The organism is Kiloniellales bacterium, from assembly GCA_030064845.1.
Classification (GTDB): domain Bacteria; phylum Pseudomonadota; class Alphaproteobacteria; order Kiloniellales; family JAKSDN01; genus JASJEC01.
This window is the reverse complement of sequence record JASJEC010000003.1, coordinates 66,074-84,178: the sequence shown is the minus strand read 5'-3', so window position 1 is coordinate 84,178 and position 18,105 is coordinate 66,074. Positions and strand designations below refer to the sequence as shown.

The window sequence follows — 18,105 nt, the reverse complement described above, 5'->3', positions numbered from 1 at the left end:
ATGATGCGCCAGTCCGGTCGGTGCCCGATCCTGCGTGTCCTCGAAACGCACGCGACTAGCTCCTGGCGCCGGAGGCCATCCAGACGCCGATTCCGATCAGAGCCGAGCCGGAGAGGCGGTCGAGAAGAAGCCGGGCGGTTCCGCTGTTGCGAAAGGTCTCCGCGGCGCGGCCGGCGGCCATGGCATAAGCGAGGTCGCAGATCAGGGCCATCAAGGTGAAAAGACCGCCGAGGAATAGCGACTGCAGCGCGACCGAGCCCGCCGCCGTGTCGACGAACTGCGGCAGGAAGGCGAGGTAGAAGAGCGCGACCTTCGGGTTGAGGATCTCGACCAGCGCGCTTTCGGCCAGGATGCGCCGGTCCGACTTGGCGGCACCGGCCAGGGCCTCGGGCCTCTCGCCGCTCGCCCGGGCGCGCAGCAAGCCGATCCCGAGCCAGACCAGATACACGGCGCCGATCACCTTCATCACCGTGTAGAGCAGCGGCGAGTACTGGAACACGGCCGAGAGGCCGAGCGCCGCGCCGGCCACGTGGACCAGGCCGCCCGCCGCCAGGCCCAGGGTCGCGAGCAGGCCGCCGCGCAGGCCCTGGCCGATCGCGCGGGCCACGACGTAGAGGTTGGCGGGGCCGGGCGAGATCACCACGACCAGGGCCGCCGCCAGGAAGATCAGGAGCGTCTCGGGGCTAGGGAACATCTGACTACCTTAGGATAGACTGCATCGTTATGGAATTCCGGCCGACACCCCAAGACGAACCGGTCGAACTGACGTTCGAAGAATTCGACGAGCTCGTTCGCGCAGGCACCGTGCGGCCAAAGGCCCAGTACCGTTCCAAGTGGACCAACTATGAATGGCGCCCGGTCGATCGGATCCCAAGGTTCCTCAGGCTGATACCCCCGGGCTACAAGTACGAGGACGAGTTGAAGGAGCGGCGGGCGGAGATCGCCGAAAGCCTGCTCCAGGCCGAGCGGCAGGCGGAATTCTACGAGACCTACGTTTCCGGCGAGCTTATTGAGAGTTGCTACGGTCTCGAGCCCTTGGAGAAGGTCGCTCTGGACCCCGGTGTCGTCGGCGCCGCCCGCTTCATCATCTTGCCGAGTTTCGCGACCGAAAGAGTGGTCACCTTTCGCTTCGGGCCAAAGTCTCTATCCCTGGAAGGCGTAGTGGGCGAGGAATCGGTTTTCCATGCTGTTGCGAAAGCGGGACTTCCGCGTCGTCCCTACGAGTCACGCCTGGTCCACTTGCAAGGAGACCTCGGATATTACGAGGCGCCGGCGCCGTTCACGTCTTGGGAGACCTTCGTGGACAAGGCGGTTGACGCCCCATCGTGTTTCGCCTTTGTCTTGGACGGGGTCGGCTACGCGCAAAGGGTCCTGGTCAAGGGCGAGGTGGTCGCGGTTCGCTGGTTCAACCCCGGCCATGAACGTGAACATGCCAGGCAAACCGCTCTGGTGCGCGCCTATTGTGAATGTCTTCGCAAGGCGGGCATGGGCGAACTCTGTCAGGTCTAGACAGTTCCAGTCGGATCAGCGAACCCTCGGGTCAAGCCCGAGGGTGACGACAAGCGCTATTTCAGGAACTCGATCTCGACGAAGGCGAAGGGGAAGTCGTTGCGGTTGATCACGTTGTGCTCGACCCCGACTTTGCGGGCGTAGGACTGCCCGATGGTGAGCTCGGAACGAGTCTCGCCCTCGGCGCTGACAATGGTGAGCGCGCCGGTCGTCACGGGCACCACGATGTAGTTGTACTCGTGGCGGTGCCAGCCGGTCTCCGCGCCCGGCGCGAAGTTCCACTTGGTCACCCGGACCCGCCCGTCGTCGTGCTGGACCTCGGGCACGGCTTCGATGGTCATGGCTGCACCCTCCAATGCCTGGCGTCAGTCTGCTGCGCCGGCGGAAGCCAGTCAACGTTGCCTGGCACCGCCTCCCTCTGGTACCTGGAAAGGGCCGTCCAGGGAAGGAGACAAGCCCATGCCGCATTCGACCTATCTGCCGGACCGCATGGGCAGCGCGACCGTCGAGCCCGCCGGCCCGGTCGAGGCGGGCTCCTACCAGTCCTTCACCCTGACCTACACGGCCGGCTTCTTCGGCATCGACGACACGGGCTCGATCAAGATCGTCCACCGCTTCGCCAGCGACATGGGCAGGCCCCAGTTCACCGATCCCAAGGCGCCCAACTACGTCACCGCCGAGGCCTCCAACGGCGCCGTGCTTCACGTCGAATACGACATGAAGCGCAACATCCGGCCCTGGGACAAGACGCTCTACATCAAGGTCGTGCGCGGTTTTCTTCGCGAGGGCGACCAAATCGTCGTGCGCTTCGGCGACCGCCGCGAAGGCGGCCCCGGGATCCGGGTCCAGACCTTCTGCGAGGCCACCTTCGAGTTCCGCGTCCTGGTCGACGCGATCGCGACCTACAACTACGTCGAGCTGCCGGTCCAGCCCGAGATCGCCATTGTGCCGGGCCCGCCGGCGCGCTGGAAGGCGGCCCTGCCGACCCTGCGGCGGCGCGGCGAGGCCTTCCGCCTCTGCCTCAAGGGCGAGGACGCCTGGGGCAACCCGAGTGACCGCTGTGATCAGACCTTCCGGCTCCGGTCCAATCAGCCGGTCGACGGCCTGCCCGAGACCGTGACATTCCAGCCCGGCGCGTTCTCCGTGATCCTCGAAGACCTCAAGACGGAGACCCTGGGAGACCTCACCATCGAGCTTCTGGCCGAGGACGGCTCCGTCGCTGCCCGTTCCAACCCGCTCAGGGCCGTCGAGGAGGCTGCGCTTCTGCCCTATTGGGGCGACCTGCACGGCCAGTCGGAGGAGACCATCGGCACCAACTCGGCGCGGGACTTCCACCACTTCGCCCGCGACAAGGCCTTCCTCGATGCCGTCTCGCACCAGGGCAACGACTTCCAGATCACCACGGCTTTCTGGCACGGGCTGAACGAGATCACCGCCGAGTTCAACCAGGACGACAGCTTCATCACCTTCCCGGGCTACGAGTGGTCGGGCAACACGGGGCTGGGCGGCGACCGCAACGTGCTCTACCGGACCGAGGGCCGGCCGATCCACCGCTCGTCCCACGCCCTGGTCGACGACCTCTCGGACGTCGAGACCGACGCCAACTCGGCGGAACAGCTATTCGAGAAGCTGAAGGACGCGGACTGCGTGGTCTTCGCCCACATCGGCGGGCGCTACGCCGACATCAAGATGGCCCACGACATCCGCCTGGAACGCGCGGTCGAGGTCCACTCGGCCTGGGGCACCTTCGAGTGGCTGATCGAGGACGCGCTGGAGCAGGGCTACCGGGTCGGCATCGTCTCGAACTCCGACGGCCACAAGGGCCGGCCGGGCGCGAGCCACCCCGGCGCGACCAAGTTCGGCGCCTACGGCGGGCTGACCTGCATGCTGGCGCCCGCCTTTACCCGCGACGGCCTGCTCGAGTCCCTGCGCCGGCGTCACCACTACGGCACCACGGGCTGCCGCATGATCTTGGACGTGAAGGCGGTCTTCGACACACCGGCCGAGCTGTTCGACGAGGACCCCAATCTCGGCCCCACGACGAGCCGGCCGGCGACCGAGGCCATGATGGGCGACATCCTGCGTTCGGCGGACGCGGCGGTCACCTTGGCCATCGACGCCCACGCCGCGGCGCCGGTCGAGCGGATCGAGCTGCGCAACGGCCTCGAGACCCTCGAGACCTTCCGGCCCTTTGGGCAGGCCGACTTGGGCCGGCGCATCCGGGTGCTCTGGGAGGGCTCGGAGTACCGCGGCCGGGGCCGCGAGACCGTCTGGGACGGCAGGGCCGATCTGACCGGCAACAGCTTCGAGCGCCTGGCGCCGATCAACCGCTACAACCTGGACAAGCGCTTCGAACAGACCGGCCCCGGCAGCCTGGAATGGACCGCGCTGACCACCGGCGGCTTCGGCGGCTTCGACGCCTGGCTGGAAGACCCGAAGGCCGGCACCCTCAAGATCGAGACCGCCCTGGTCCAGGCCGAGATCCCGATCGCCGAGATCGGTATGGAAGACAGGGTCTTCGAGGCCGGCGGCATCCGGAGACAAGTCCGCGTGTTCCGCCTGCCCGACGAGAACCCGCACCGGGAGGTGCGGATCGAGCGCCGGGTCGCCCTGCGCGACGACCGGGACAACGCGCTCTACCTCTGCCTCACCCAGGAGGATGGCCACCTGGTCTGGTCGAGTCCGATCTACGTGTTTCGGTGATCAGCTCTTAGGGCGGCGCGGCTGGGCCACGCGGTTGTCGCGCGCCTCGGGCGGTTCCTCGTTGGGCGCGTCCGGGCGGCAGCCGGGGAAGGGGCGGTCGCCTCGGGTCGCAAGGTGGGCCTCGTCCTGTTCGGCCCAATCCATCTCGGTGAGCTTGCGGCGCAGGGCCGCCCGGGCTCGTTGAAGCCAGCTCATGGGGGAGGCCTCAGGCCTTGCGGTAGAAGCTCTGGTCCGGCCGCTCGGCGCGGAGCTGCGCCGGCAGGTTGCCGCCGTAGGGCGCGTCGATGAAGGCGCAGACCTCGGGGTCCATCTCCTCGGCGCTGACCGGGTCGTCCCGGTAATAGCCGTAGCGATCCTCGCCGCGCACCAAGAGCGCCGAGTCCCGCTTGCCGCGGTGCTTCACGTGGGACGCGACATAGGTGATCGAATAGCCCATGCGGCGGTCGTTCGAGCGGTTCGGCGGCGAGCCATGCATGATGCCCATGTGGTGCAGGGACATCTCGCCCGGCTGCAGCAGGCAGTAGACCGCGTCTTTCTCATCGACCTCGACGTCGGCCTCTTCGTAGGTGAAGAGCATGTTGCCGCTGCCCTGCTCCGAGGCCTTGTGGGGCTTGAAGGGCACCAGTTGGGTGCCGGGAATGACCCGCATGGCGCCGTTCTGCTCGGTGCTCTCGATCAGCGCGACCCAGACCACGCAGACGTCGGCCGGGTCCATGTCCCAGTAGTAGGAGTCCTGGTGCCAGGCGACGTACTCGGGCCCGCCGGGCTCCTTGATGAAGAGGCTGGAACCCCAGCAGAGGAGGTCGGGGCCGAGCACCGACTCGACCACGTCGAGGATGCGCGGGTCCTTGATGACCGGCATCAGCGACGGCATCTTGAGGTGCGCCTTGTTGCGCAGGATCAGCGCTTCCTTGACGCCGTGGCGGCGCCCGAAGGCCTCGACCTGGCCGCGGATCTCGCCGGCCTCCTGCGGGGTCAGCCCCGGAAGCGGCGCGAGGAAGCCGTCGCGGCGATACTGCTCAACCTGCGCTTTGGATAAGCTGCCACTCATCGTCCAATTCCTTGTCGGCTCCGCCCTTCAGGCCGAGCATCTTGAAGAAGTCCGGGAAGGAGTCGCTGGTGTCGTTGCTCTCGTCGAAGCTGCAGGGCTCCTTGCACGCGAGCGCGAAGAGCGCCAGCGACATGAAGATCCGGTGGTCGCCATGGTTCGAGAAGCTGGTCCGCCCGTTGTGCCGGGCCCGGCCGTGGATCTCCAGTCCGTCGGTCGCCCCCTCCTTGTCGTAGAGCACCGAGACCGTCACGCCCGCCTTGGCCAACTCGGTGGCCATGGCGTCGATGCGCGGGCACTTGTGGTGCTGGGTCAGTCGCGCCCCGGTCAGGCGCACCCGGCCCGGGATGGTCGCCGCGATCGCCGCGACCGTGGGCAGGATGTTGGGGCTGTCGCTCAGGTCGAAGGCGACGTCGACTCGGGCCGGCAAGGCAGTGCAGTCGACCGCCAGGGTGTGCGGCGTCTGCAGCCATTGGATGCGGGCGCCCAACTCCTCGACGATGTCGACGATGGCGCGCTCGCCCTGCAGGCTGAGCGGGTCGAGGTTGGAGACCACGATGTCGCCCCGGCTGACGAAGGCGGCGCCCAGGATGTAGGAGGCCGAGGTGTAGTCGCCCGTGATGTCGATCTCCCGGCTCTCGTAGGGCTTGTCGTTGGCGACCTGGATCTCCCGCTCGTCGCCGCTGAAGGCGACGTCTACGCCGAAGCGGCGCATCATGTCGGCGGTCTGCCGGATGTAGGAGAGCGAGTAGGGCGTGCCGCTCAGCTCGATCGTGGTCGGCGTCGTCGCGAGGGGCGCGGGCACCATAAGCGCGGTCGCGAATTGGGAGGACACCGAGGTGCCGAGCTTGTAGAGGCCGCCGGGCAGTTCGCGCGAGAGCGCGGCGCAGGGCAGGCGGTCCTCGCCGTCGAAGAACTCGAAGTGCACGCCCTTGGCCTTGAGTGCCGAGAACAGGGGCGCGAAGGGCCGGTTCCTGAGTACGCTGTTGCCGTCGACCACGACGCGCTCGGCCATCGCCGAGCCAATGGTGGCGAAGAGGCGGCCGACCAGCGCGGAGCCCGAGGCCCAGACGTAGCGGGTGTTCTCCTCGCGCCGCGCCGCGCGGATGTTGCCGCCCAGGCCGGTCACCCGGATTTCGTTCTCGTCCTCCTCGACCTCGACGCCAAGCGCCTTGCAGGCGTCGATCATCATCCGCGTCTCGCGGCAGTAGAGCGGATTGCGGATGCGCGAAGTGCCCTCCGCCAGGGCCGCCATCACCAGGGCCCTCTGGGTTTCCGGCTTGGAGGCAGGCGCGACGCAGCGGCCGACGATCGGGCCTCGTCTGGCGATCCGTAGTGTCACGTCAAGAATCCCCTTTCCTGGTGAAAGAGACGAGGCGGCGCGTGGTTGCGACCTTCGTTGTTCCATACGCACGGGCCGCACGCCCCGGTCTGCCGACGCGGCGCGCGCGACGCTGTGCTCCTGATACGATCAACGCCACCCGGGCTCCCCGCTAGGCGGCCGCGGTGCCGTCCGGACCCTTGCCAGCGGCCCGGGTCGTGGCGTTGTAGCTCTCGACGAACCTCAGCAGGTCGTCGAAGGTGGTCCAGTCGCCGATCACCCGCGGCACCTTGTTCTGGCCGCCCAGCTTGCCTCGGCTCTTCATCCAGTTGTTGAAGGCGCCGGGCGCCGCGGCGACGATCACGGGTGGCAGAATCCCGCCGGCGACCGCGCGGCGCTCCCGGTAGTCCTCGTTGCGCTCGGCCAGGGTGCGGTCGACCGATTCGGTCATGGCTTCGATCTGCTTGGGGTTCAGCAGGCCTTCGCGGAACTCGATCACGTGCACGTGCCGGCCCAGCCCGCCTTTTTCCTCGAACACTTCCGTGCCGACCGAGAACTCGCTGATGTTCAACCCCTGCGCCTTGGCCGACGCGATCAGCGAACTCTCCAGGAGTTCGCCCGTGACGTGCTCGCCGAAGGTGGTGAGGTAGTAGGCCGTGCGGCCGGTCACCAGCAGTCTCGGCGTCGAGGCGTCGACGAAACGGACCACGTCGCCGATGATGTAGCTCCAAAGACCGGCGCAGCTGCTCACCACGATGGCGTAGTCGATGCCGGGCTCCAGGTTGCCGACCCAGTGGCGCGTCGGGTTCGGGCTCGCGAGCTCCTCCAAGGGTACGAACTCGTAGAACACTCCGTGATCGAGAACCATCCGCAGGCCCTCGCCCGGGCCGCGGTCCGCGACCGCCACGAAGGCCTCGCTCGCCGGGTAGGTCTCGCGCATCTCGGCGTGGCTGCCCTCGAGGAGTTCCTCGAAGCGCTGCCGGTAGGGCGCCAGGGAGACGCCGCCGTGCACCAGGATCTCCATCTCCGGATAGAAGTCGACGATGCGCTCTCCCAGGTCCGGCCGCATGGTGGCCAGATGCTCGAAGAACAGCAGCAGCCAGTTGCACCCGCCGGTCATGGCACGGATGTCCTGCTCCAGCGACCGGGGCCCGAGATAGGCCATCTTGTCTTCCCACTCGACGAAGCGGGTCTCGCCCTTGGGCGGAAAGTAGAACGGCCGCGCCCACCAGGCGCGGTGCTTCGCCGCGATGCCGCTCATGTCGCCGCTGTAGACGCCCGGCGCCTGTTCGACCAGGTCGGTGCTGCCGCCGAACACGAATGTCTTGCCCGAAAGCATGCGGCTGCGCGGACGGTTGACCAGGTGATGGACCAGGACGTCGGACGCGGCCTTGTAGTTCGAGCGCACCATGGCCTTGGTGCAGGGGATGTACTTCAAGTTGCCGGTCGAGGTTCCCGACGAGACGGCGAAGTACTCCACGAGGCCCGGCCAGGTGACGTTATCGAGGTGCGGGAAGGCGTCCTTCCAGTAGGCATTCCAGAAGTCGTCGTAGACACGCAGCGGCACGCGCGCCTGATAGTCGGCGACCGAGGCGATGCGGTCGAAGCCGTGGTCCCGCCCGAAACGCGTCCCCGCCGCCTTGTTCACGATGGACAGCAGCTGGCGTTCCTGAGTCTGCGCGGGCGGCTGCGCCTCGAGCTGCCGGACCCGGTGACGCGCGTAGGCCCGAAAGAGGCCGGTCACGCCGGTAAAGCCCCGGCCTTCGGGCGCGGGCTGAATGCTCTTGTCTGCGCTTCTTGCGCCCGAGCGCGCCTCTATGCTCCAGCTACCTACCATTCTCGACCTCGTTGGAGGGACACTACCGCGACGACCGTCGGGCATGGCGGTCGATCCGTCATGCCCTCTGCCTTCTGGCGGCAAGTTATAAAGAAACGATTAGGCTGGACGCGGATCCCGGCCCGCGCGGCCGGGAATTCGGAACGGACATCCCTCTCGTCTCCGTCTCGTGTTTCGGATTAAGGAGACTGAAATGAAAAATCAAGCGCCGTGATGGCGGGCGAGGGGAAGCTTAGCGACCGGGACTTCTTGACGCGCGCAAGACGATCACCCCGCTCGGGAATGTGGGAACGTCCGTCGTTACACGGGTTTACGTGCACCTGGGGCGTCGGACTTTACGGTTTGTTCATCTGTCTATTACGCCTTTCCTGTAACAGGGCGTAACAAATAGTGATTTGGCCGGCGCGGGGCAATTCGCCATTGTGCGCTCGCAAGTGCAACACGCGGGGGCGCACCGCAATCTAATCCGAGAGGTGGGGCGAGGGGTTTTCGAGACGCTACCGGTCAGCGCGTTCAGGTGTCCGAGGGGAACCGCGCGCCACGATCGGTGAGAGGGAGTAGTTCGAGTTGCAACATATCGACTCAAGTCGCCTGGAACCCAGGGGGCCGCACATGAGGCTCGTCGGCGGTCTGGATACGCCGCCGGTCGTTTGGGTGTTGCTGAGCCACCGCGTCGGCGACAGCCTTCAAGTGATGGCCCTGGCCGATTCCCTCGGCTGGCCTTACGAAGTGAAGTCTACCGCCCCTGACGGCGGTTCAACGACGGCCGCGCCGATGAGCATCGACGAGGCGTGCACCCACGACGTAGCGAACCAGACCTGGCCCGACCTCGTGCTGAGCGCGGGATGGCGCAGCGAGGTGCGCGCGCGCCAGCTTCGGGCGCGTGCCGCGCGCGACGGCCACGAGGTGCGCCTGGTGCACGTGGGCCGCCCCTGGATCGACTGGGACGTCTTCGACTTGGTCGTATCGCCGCCGCAGTACCGGCCGCCGGACGGTGAACACATTCTGCGCAACAAGACGCCGCTCCACGGGGTCACGCAGGAGCGGCTCGACGAGGCGGCCGAGGCCTGGCGTCCGCGCCTCAAGGCCTTGCCCGGCCCCTACGTCACGCTGCTCGTCGGCGGGCACAGCGGCCCGTTCAATTTCAGCCGCAACGCAGCCTGCCGCCTCGCGCTCCAGGCCTCGCGCTTCGCCGAGTCGCGCGGCGCCTCGCTGCTGATCACGACCAGCGCCCGGACCCCGGACTACGTTGTCGACGCCCTGGAACAGCACCTGGACGCGCCCCACTTCCTCTACAAGTGGCGGCCGGAGGCGAACAACAATCCCTACTATGCGTTGCTGGCGCTCAGCGACGAGCTGATCGTCACCTGCGACAGCGTCTCGATGCTGACCGAGGCTTGCGCAACCCGCAAACCGGTCTACATGTTCCGCCTGGACAGCGCGAACGAAGAGACGTCGAGGGAAACGCTGCCCTTGGCCGAACGAAATCGCGGCTGGGAATGGGGCGCCTTTCTCGGGCGCCTGCGGGCGCGGCTCTACAGCCACTTCCTGCGCACCGGTCCCAGGCGCATCACGCGCGACATCACGCTCGTGCACCAGCACCTGGTCGAGTCGAAGCGGGCGGTCTGGCTCGGCGAGGAGTTCTCGGATTGGCAGATGACACCGCCACTGGACAGCATGACGCGGGCCGTGGTCCGGGTCCGCGGGTTCTTCGACAGCTCGAAGCAGCCGCTGCCCTTTACCGACGTCTCCCTGGTGTCGACCGGGGAACCTCAACGAGAGGCCTCGTGACATCTGGCGCCTCGGGCAGGCGCAGGGCGTGGGCATCCGTTCGGTGACGGCCGTTCGGCGCTAGGCCCGCGAGGTTGATGCCCCTTGTGTAATGCTCTCGAGATCGGGCAAGACGGGCGTGCCGGCCCCCGAAAGGGCGGACACGACTGCCGGAACGAGGTCAGGTCGCCTCGCTCCGGCCGCAAATGAAGCAAGGGGTTCAGCATTAAGCGCTCTGAAAGGCAATCGTGCTCTTGATGCCCGGTCGTCCCGACACGACAGCGTCCGCGCCGCCACGCTCGGCAAATTCTTCCCCTCACGTGGGGAATCTGGAGTAGTTCGCAGAATCTCATGTTCATCAACGTAGCCACGAAGAAATACATCCCCACGATACCGCGGCCGCTGTTGGCGGCGCTCGGGCTCGTGCCGACGTCGGTCAGCACCGAAAAGCGCTTGGCCGCTTTCCCGACCGAGAACCTGCCGATCGATCGGCCCGTCAGCGTCAGGTGGAACCAGCACCACGTGCCCTACATCGATGCCCAGACGGACGACGACCTGGCGTTCACGCTGGGGCTGGTGCACGCGCACCTGCGCGGTGCCCAGATGAACCTGATGCGCCTCGTGGTGCGGGGTCGTCTTTCAGAGCTCTTGGGCCCCTTCACGCGGGAAATGGACCACGCCCTTCGGGTCATGGACATGACCCTCGGCACCAAGGGCATGTGGGAACGGATGCCTGAGTCGACGCGGCGCTGGATGTCCCGCTTCACGGACGGGGTCAATCACTACCAGGGCCAGCAGGAGCTCCGGCCCCTGGAGCTGCGGCTGCTTCGTGCGCCGCGCGAGCCCTGGACCGTGGACGACGTGCTGTCGGTGGGCCGGCTGCTCGGCGCCGACTTCAACTGGCTGACCTTTCTCGCCCTGCTGCCGCAGCGCAAAGCGGAGAACTTCTCTCTGCTCTGGCGTCGCGTGCTCGAGGCCGGCGGGACCCTCGGCGACCACAACGTCGCCCCGGAACCCGTGGAGGCGATGGTCAAGATGGTGGCCAATGCCGGCAAGGCGGGCAGCAACACCGTGGCCGTCGCGGCCCATCGCAGCGCCACCGGAAGCGCGCTGATCGGGTCCGACCCCCACCTGGGGCTCTCTCTGCCCAACACCTGGGTGCTGGCCGGGCTGCGCTCGCCGACCATGAACGTGGTCGGCCTCATGCTCACCGGGCTGCCCTTCGTCTGCATGGGGCGCAGCCCCTATATGGCCTGGGGCGGGACCAACCTGCGCGCGGCCTCGACCGAGCTGTTCGACGTCTCGGATCTGCCTGACAGCGAGATCGAGACTGTCGAGACGGAGATCAAGATGCGCGGCGCCGGCACCGCCAAGCGCAAGATCCGGCGCACCCGCTTCGGCACGATCATGTCGGATGCGCCCTTCTTTCCCTGCGCCAAGGGAGACAAAATCGCCTTCCGCTGGGTCGGTCACCAGCCGACCGACGAGCCAACCTGCTTCCTCAAGGCGGCGCGGGCCAAGACGCCGGAAGAGTTTCGCCAGGCCTTCGAGAGCTATGGCGTGCCTTCGACCTCGATGGTCTACGCTGACAAGGAAGGCAACATCGGCGAGATCATGGCCGCGACGCTTCCCGTGCGGGGGCCCTTCTCCGAAAAGGATTTCGTGCGCGACGCCCGCGACCCCGAGGTTGATTGGAACGGCTTTCTAAACAGCACCGAGCTGCCCTACAGCAAGAACCCGGGCGACGGCGTCGTCGTCTCGGCCAATACCAAGCCGCCCAAGACGGCGGTGCCGGTAGGTTTCCTCTTCGACTCCGGCGAGCGCTTCAATCGCCTGCACGATCTCCTGGCCAAGCGCCGCCGGGTTTCGACGGAGGAGCTGGAAGAGATCCTGTGCGACGTGACGTCGCCAACCGCGGCCAAGCTGGCCAAGCTGTTGGGTGCCGAGATCGAGGATCTTCAGCTGGGCGAGAAAGAGTCCGCGCTGGCGCGCCAGCTGCAGTCCTGGGACGGCAGCTACCCGGCCGGGTCATCGGCCGCTGCCGCTTTCGAGATCCTCCTGGCGCACCTGGCGCCGACGGTGTCGCAGCGCGAGGATAAGGCGGCGCTGGAACACTACCTGTCCCAGTGGAACTTCATCGTCTCCTACTTCGAGCGGGAGTTCGCCGCCCTCGCGCCGGACCAGAAGGCGCGCATCCTCCGCAAGGCCCTCGCCGGGACCTTGCGCGACCTGCGGCGCTATCCGACCTGGGGCGCCATGCACCGGGTCAAGATCGCCCATATCCTCGCCAAGCTGCCGCTCATCGGGGCGGCCTTCGTGGTCGACGAACTTCCCGCCGACGGTTCGCGGCAGACGCCGCAGAAGACCTCGCACGGCTTGGAACGCGGCCGGCATTACACCGACTTCGGATCCATGGCGCGGCACGTGTCCGACATGTCGGACGACGACGCCAACTGGTTCGTGATGTTCGGCGGCCAGGACGGCTGGCTGGGCAGCGAGTCCTTCTCCGACCAGATGCCGCTATGGCGCGGCCGGCGTTACATGCGGCTGCCGTTGCGCAGCGAGTCCGTGGCCGAGGATTTCCCGATCGCCATGACCTTGAAGCCGCATTAGCGCCGGTTCGGCGACCGCGGTCGCCAGCCTCATGAGGCCCTTTCGACGATCCTGCTTAGCAGGGCTCGCTCGAGCTCGCCGGTCGAAACGCAGGTCAGCGCCGTTGTCCGCAGTTTCCCCTCGGCGATAGTTCCCTCGATTGTCGCCCGGATCCGCATCTGGCCGTCGCTCACGCGAATTCTTAGCCTCACTTCGGTCGTGGTCCGCCGGTCCGCGACCAGAGCCTCGCCGGAAATCTGGCCGCAGTCCGCCTCCGCCGGGGACAGCCGGACCGCTTGGCGGTTGGTTGTGATCAGGCCGCGTGCGGGGTCCGTGAAGGCGATCGGATAGCCGGCACCGACCACGGTCAGCACGGCGGCCTCGAACAGCGCGTCGCGCGTGGCGTCCACGGACACGGTATGCGGCCGCGCCTGGGGCGCGGCCACGGGCGGGCTGTAGGCTCCCTCGCAGGCCGTCACCAGGACGGCTACGCAGAGGGCCGGGAGTCCGGATGGCAAAGACCTCCAAGGGCTGAACGGCTTGGCGCGGCCTCTGATCTCGCGTTCTCCTTTAAGCAGCTAGTGAAGTCGATGGTCACACGCGCGGGGCTCGGGATCAAACGCTGGGTCGCCGTCTCGGCGCAATCTCCTGCAGAGACCCGTCGCGGGCAATTCTGGGAGGAGTTGCATCGCTTCAATGGCTATGCTCTATATGCGCGAGTAGCCTTCCGACGACGAGCGCGTCGGGCCAAGCGATGACCGATATCCAGGTAGCGGTTTCGGTCGGCTCGACATCGCGCGTTTGACGATACGCAGATTTCCCGGCCTGTGCGCCGGCGTCGCGCTCCGTCAAGGAAGTGAGAGCGGCGCCGCCCGGCAGGCCATCCGTTGATTTTCCTGCCGACTCTGCTTCGGGAGCAGGCGCTCATGATCTCCGAATCCGTTCCCATAATGACGGTATTCGATCTGGCCATTATCGGTGGCGTCGCCGTCGCGCTGGTCATCTTCCTGCGCAATCTCGACACCTTCAGACGTCTCTCCGCCCTCTGGAGCCTCGCTTCCATCGTCTTCGGACTGATCATCATTGCCGCCTTCTACTTCTCCGACCTCGTCACCATGCACGTCCTGCCGATGTTCTATTCGCTCGAGGCGTCCATGGCCGAGATGCACAACCTCCACCTTCACCACAGCTGGTTTATCAAGCTCTTGGCGGTCGCGTTCATCGTGTTTGGGGTGATCTCGATCACCCAGCGCATGGCTCATATCCTGAAGGATCTGAATGCAAAGGAGCAGAGCTTTCACCAGGAGCTGCAGCGCCGTGAGAGTTCCGAAGAAAAGGCGCGCGAGGGCGAAGATCGCTTGCGGCTCGCGGTGGAGCTGGCCGGCTTGGGCACCTACGTCTGGGACTCGATCGAGGACAAGTGTCTCTATTGCTCGCCGGAGCATGCGAGCATTCACGGCACCACGGTCAAGGACTACATCGCCCGGGGTTCCGATATCGACGGGCCGTTTCTCTTCACCCACCCAGAAGATAGGGAGCGTGTCAGGTCGACCTTCAAGTCGCTGCGGGAGGGTAACCGCATCGAGTTCGAGTACCGGGTCGTCACGCCCAGCGGGGAAGTGCGCAATGTCCGGGAGATCGCCAAACCCATCTTCGATCAGAACGGTGCGGTGATCCGGGAATACGGCACGACGCAGGACATCACGGATTTCACCCGCTCCCAGGAACAGCTGAGGCAGTCCCAGAAGCTGGAGGCGCTCGGTCAGCTGACGGGCGGCATTGCCCATGACTTCAACAACATGCTTGCGGTCATCATGGGCAACTGCGATTTCCTGCAGAAGCAGCTCGGCGACGACCACAAACGGGTGCAGTCCATCCTTCGCGCGGCATCCCACGGCGCGGAACTGACCGAGCGGCTGTTGGCCTTCGCCCGGCGGCAGTCGCTCAGTCCGCAGGACATTGATCTTCAGGCGCTTCTCGCCGATATGAGCGACATGATGTCCCGAACCCTCGGCGAGTCGATAGAGATCAAGATCTCGCCTGCTCCGGGACTCTGGCCGGTCTCCGCCGATCCGGTGCAGTTGGAGAGCGCGATCCTGAACCTGGCAATCAATGCCCGCGACGCCATGCCCAGGGGCGGCACGCTCTCCCTCGAGGCCGCGAACGCCGAACTCGGCCCGGACACCCCCGCCTCGACGTCCGGCTGCCGTCCGGGCCACTTCGTCGTGCTGACGGTGCGCGATACGGGCACGGGGATGTCGGAGGAGGTGCTGTCCAACGCCTTCGAGCCCTTTTTCACGACCAAGGATGTCGGCGAAGGGAGCGGCCTGGGACTCAGCATGGTCTACGGCTTCGTCCAGCAATCCGGCGGTCACGTCGCGCTGGAGAGCCGGCAGGGGGAAGGGACCACGCTGAAGCTCTATCTGCCGAGGGGCGAGGCGCCCGAGGCCGCCGAATCCGCGGCGCCGGCCACGGCCGCGAGCGCCCCGCAGGAACCAACCGGAAAGGTCGTCATGGTTGTCGAGGACGACCGGAACGTTCGCGAGATCGCGGTCACCTTGCTGCGCGATCTCGGCTACGAGGTTCTCCAAGCGGCTGACGGCGAGGCGGCCATCGCCGTGCTCGAGGACGCGCCCAGGATCGACCTCCTGCTCTGCGACCTGGTTCTGCCCGGCGGCATGGCCGGGCCCGAGGTCGCGGAGCGGCGCAAGCGCCGCCACCCCGCCAGCAAGGTCCTGTTCATGACCGGCTACGCCGGGGAGGATGTTCAGGAGGTCGCCCGCAAGGGCCAGGGGCCGGACAATGGACTGCTCCGCAAGCCGTTTCGCAAGCGGGAGCTGGCCGAGAAGGTGCGCCAGGCGCTCGGGGCGGAGGCCGATCAAGGGCGGATCGTCCGCTTCGAAGAGCACCTGCGCTCCCGCCGGGTGACCTAGCCTGCAACCAGAGATGTATTACTAATGCAAATAAACTAATGCTCTTGATAGTAGATTCACATTCTTCTGGTATTTTTCATAATTACATGAAGCGCCCGGAGTAAGCACAATGTCCGATCGAAGCCTGAAGCAGTCCTTTCTGGATTTCCTCGCCGACGAGGCGGGTAGCGCTCAGGTCGAGCAGGCCCTGATCGTGGCACTTGTCTCGGTAGCCATCGTTGCCTCGCTGTCCAACGGCGACGCCTTCGCGGCGCTCTACGATCTCGTGGCTGACGAGGTCGATCCTCCGCTGATCCAGGAAGAGTAGGACTAAGCGGCCCGGGGCCGCGATAGCACCCACGGTTAAGGATCATTAACCGAGCTGCGCCGAGCGCGGTGGCGCGGCTCCCTCGACCTCTCAGTCTTCCGCAAGATCTGACGGCAGGGCGATCCGCCGTTGGCGATGCGATTGCTCGTTTCAAGGAGATTAGATGGTGCCGCCGGTGTGAATTGAACACACGACCCCACCCTTACCAAGGGTGTGCTCTACCCCTGAGCTACGGCGGCACCGGGGTCGAACGCGGCGGAAAATGCCACCGTGCCTTGATATTGGCAAGCCCTTGTCGCGCGGCGGCACTTGAATGCGGCCGCGTGGCGGCCCGCGCCGCCGCCGGACGGCCCCTTGGCTGCCTTGACCTTGCCGCATTCGGCCGCCATCTTGCGCCGCCAATGAAAGACCCGCTCTCCGCATCCTCGCCCAAGCAGACGGCCCGGGCCCGCACGGCCAAGGCCGAGCGCGACCGCCGCCTGGCAAAGGCGCTCCGGGCCAACCTGCGCCGGCGCAAGGAGCAGGCGCGCGGCCGGGAAACACCTGAGGCCGAGTCGCGCACCGCCGCGGAAAGCGAGCCGAGTGAAGAACTCGTTAAGCATGAGAGAGATAAGAACAGGGGCACAAGTCCCGGAACAGGGCGGGCGGCTGGCGAAGGCTGACGCTTGACTGGCAACCCGTGACCCTGTCGGCAGAGCGGCCGGCGCGATGAGAGGAACTTGATGGACCGTATGCGCATTCGCGGCGGCCGGCCCCTGGTCGGCGAGATCGAGATCAGCGGCGCCAAGAACGCCGCCCTTCCCTTGTTGGCGGCCAGCCTGCTGACCGAAGATACGCTGAAGCTGACCAATCTTCCCTACCTGGCGGACATCGACGCCATGACCCGGCTGCTTGCCCAGCACGGCGTGGCGATCACCGACGCCGGCGGCAACGGCGACCGCCGCGTGGTGACACTCTCGGCGGGCCGGATCGAGAACCATCGCGCGCCCTACGATCTCGTCCGCAAGATGCGCGCCAGCATCCTGGTCCTTGGGCCTCTTCTGGCGCGCGAGGGCAGGGCGGAGGTCTCCCTGCCGGGCGGCTGCGCGATCGGCACCCGGCCGGTCGATATCCATCTGCGTGGCATGGAGCTGCTCGGCGCCAAGGTGGAGCTGAAGGACGGCTACGTCCACGCCGAGGCGCCGAACGGTCTGACCGGCGCCGAGATCGTGTTCCCCAAGGTATCGGTCGGTGCGACCGAGAACCTGCTTATGGCGGCTTCTCTGGCGCGCGGTCAGACCCGGCTGGTCAACGCTGCCCGCGAGCCGGAGGTCACCGATCTGGTCCACTGCCTGGTCGCCATGGGGGCCCGGATCGACGGGATCGGCAGCGACACGTTGACCGTGCAGGGCAGCCCAAAGCTGCGCGGGGCGACCCACCGGGTGGTGCCGGACCGGATCGAGACCGGCACCTACGCCATGGCCGCCGCGATCACCGACGGCGAACTGGATCTGATCGGTGCCCGCACCGAGCACCTGCCCAACGTGATCGAGCTGCTCGGCGAGGCCGGCGTATCGATCGAAGAGTCCAATCGCGGCCTGAAGGTGGGCCGGGCCAACGGCCGGCTCGCCGGGGTCGACGCCATGACCGAGCCCTTTCCGGGCTTCCCGACCGACCTCCAGGCCCAGATGATGGCCCTGATGGCGGTCGCCGACGGCGCCGCCATGATCACCGAGACGATCTTCGAGAACCGCTTCATGCACGTCCCGGAGCTGGCGCGCATGGGCGCCAACGTGAACGTCCACGGCGCCTCCGCCCTGGTGCGGGGCCGCGAGAAGCTGACAGGCGCGCCGGTCATGGCGACCGACCTGAGAGCCAGCGTCTCGCTGGTGCTGGCCGGACTCGCCGCCGAGGGCGAGACCGTGATCAACCGGGTCTACCATCTGGACCGGGGCTACGAGCGCCTCGACGAGAAGCTCTCGGCCTGCGGCGCCGACATCGCGCGCCTCGCCGACTGAAGAGCCACCGTGCCCTAGAGCAGATCGATGTCGAGCGGATTCACATGTTTTGCCGGGACCGCCAAGCGCTTCCGTCAAAACATGATCC

Annotated in this window: 14 protein-coding genes and 1 tRNA gene; 7 read left to right on the top strand and 8 right to left on the bottom strand. The window is 66.7% G+C overall.

The genetic code is table 11. The features are described from left to right. Window positions 1-55: 55 nt before the first annotated feature. Window positions 56-694, bottom strand: a complete 639-nt coding sequence (locus QNJ67_01985) for a LysE family translocator (protein ID MDJ0607719.1) — start codon at window positions 692-694, stop codon at window positions 56-58. A 29-nt stretch (window positions 695-723) separates the two neighbouring features. Between QNJ67_01985 and QNJ67_01980 the strand changes: the two genes are divergently transcribed. Continuing rightward, window positions 724-1,509: a hypothetical protein gene (locus QNJ67_01980; GenBank protein MDJ0607718.1), complete on the top strand. Its 786-nt coding sequence runs from the start codon at window positions 724-726 to the stop codon at window positions 1,507-1,509. A gap of 56 nt (window positions 1,510-1,565) precedes the next feature. Here QNJ67_01980 and QNJ67_01975 read toward each other — a convergent pair whose 3' ends face one another. After that, entirely contained in the window at window positions 1,566-1,850 is a 285-nt protein-coding gene (locus QNJ67_01975) for a cupin domain-containing protein (GenBank protein MDJ0607717.1), read from the bottom strand. A gap of 118 nt (window positions 1,851-1,968) precedes the next feature. Here QNJ67_01975 and QNJ67_01970 point away from each other — a divergent pair, with 118 nt between their 5' ends. Further along, window positions 1,969-4,212, top strand: coding sequence for a DUF3604 domain-containing protein (locus QNJ67_01970; GenBank protein MDJ0607716.1), 2,244 nt, complete (start codon window positions 1,969-1,971; stop codon window positions 4,210-4,212). Here QNJ67_01970 and QNJ67_01965 read toward each other — a convergent pair whose 3' ends face one another. The 4 genes from QNJ67_01965 to QNJ67_01950 form a co-directional block, all read right to left on the bottom strand. Then, window positions 4,213-4,407, bottom strand: coding sequence for a hypothetical protein (locus tag QNJ67_01965; protein MDJ0607715.1), 195 nt, complete (start codon window positions 4,405-4,407; stop codon window positions 4,213-4,215). 10 nt (window positions 4,408-4,417) lie between these two features. After that, window positions 4,418-5,263 carry a phytanoyl-CoA dioxygenase family protein gene (locus tag QNJ67_01960; GenBank protein MDJ0607714.1) on the bottom strand — a complete coding sequence of 282 codons (846 nt, stop codon included), beginning with the start codon at window positions 5,261-5,263 and terminating at the stop codon, window positions 4,418-4,420. Next, window positions 5,232-6,602, bottom strand: coding sequence for a 3-phosphoshikimate 1-carboxyvinyltransferase (gene aroA, locus QNJ67_01955; GenBank protein ID MDJ0607713.1), 1,371 nt, complete (start codon window positions 6,600-6,602; stop codon window positions 5,232-5,234). Before aroA ends, QNJ67_01960 begins: the two co-directional genes overlap by 32 nt. A 151-nt stretch (window positions 6,603-6,753) precedes the next feature. Then, entirely contained in the window at window positions 6,754-8,418 is a 1,665-nt protein-coding gene (locus QNJ67_01950) for a GH3 auxin-responsive promoter family protein (GenBank protein ID MDJ0607712.1), read from the bottom strand. A gap of 612 nt (window positions 8,419-9,030) precedes the next feature. On the opposite strand from QNJ67_01950, the gene QNJ67_01945 reads away from it, so the two are divergent. After that, window positions 9,031-10,209 carry an ELM1/GtrOC1 family putative glycosyltransferase gene (locus QNJ67_01945; protein ID MDJ0607711.1) on the top strand — a complete coding sequence of 393 codons (1,179 nt, stop codon included), beginning with the start codon at window positions 9,031-9,033 and terminating at the stop codon, window positions 10,207-10,209. Window positions 10,210-10,539: 330 nt separating this feature from the next. After that, window positions 10,540-12,801 (top strand): penicillin acylase family protein, encoded by a 2,262-nt coding sequence (locus tag QNJ67_01940; protein MDJ0607710.1) that lies wholly within the window; start codon window positions 10,540-10,542, stop codon window positions 12,799-12,801. Between the two features lie 29 nt (window positions 12,802-12,830). On the opposite strand, the gene QNJ67_01935 is transcribed toward QNJ67_01940, so the two are convergent. Then, window positions 12,831-13,298 carry a hypothetical protein gene (locus QNJ67_01935; protein MDJ0607709.1) on the bottom strand — a complete coding sequence of 156 codons (468 nt, stop codon included), beginning with the start codon at window positions 13,296-13,298 and terminating at the stop codon, window positions 12,831-12,833. 408 nt (window positions 13,299-13,706) lie between these two features. Here QNJ67_01935 and QNJ67_01930 point away from each other — a divergent pair, with 408 nt between their 5' ends. Together QNJ67_01930 and QNJ67_01925 are read left to right on the top strand one after the other, a co-directional pair. Next, entirely contained in the window at window positions 13,707-15,713 is a 2,007-nt protein-coding gene (locus QNJ67_01930; protein ID MDJ0607708.1) for a response regulator, read from the top strand. Window positions 15,714-15,822: 109 nt separating this feature from the next. Then, window positions 15,823-16,020 (top strand): Flp family type IVb pilin, encoded by a 198-nt coding sequence (locus QNJ67_01925; protein ID MDJ0607707.1) that lies wholly within the window; start codon window positions 15,823-15,825, stop codon window positions 16,018-16,020. Between the two features lie 164 nt (window positions 16,021-16,184). Here the strand turns inward: QNJ67_01925 and QNJ67_01920 are convergent. Next, a tRNA-Thr gene (locus QNJ67_01920) sits at window positions 16,185-16,259 on the bottom strand. Between the two features lie 483 nt (window positions 16,260-16,742). Here QNJ67_01920 and murA point away from each other — a divergent pair. Continuing rightward, window positions 16,743-18,017: a UDP-N-acetylglucosamine 1-carboxyvinyltransferase gene (murA, locus tag QNJ67_01915; protein ID MDJ0607706.1), complete on the top strand. Its 1,275-nt coding sequence runs from the start codon at window positions 16,743-16,745 to the stop codon at window positions 18,015-18,017. Window positions 18,018-18,105 lie beyond the last annotated feature (88 nt).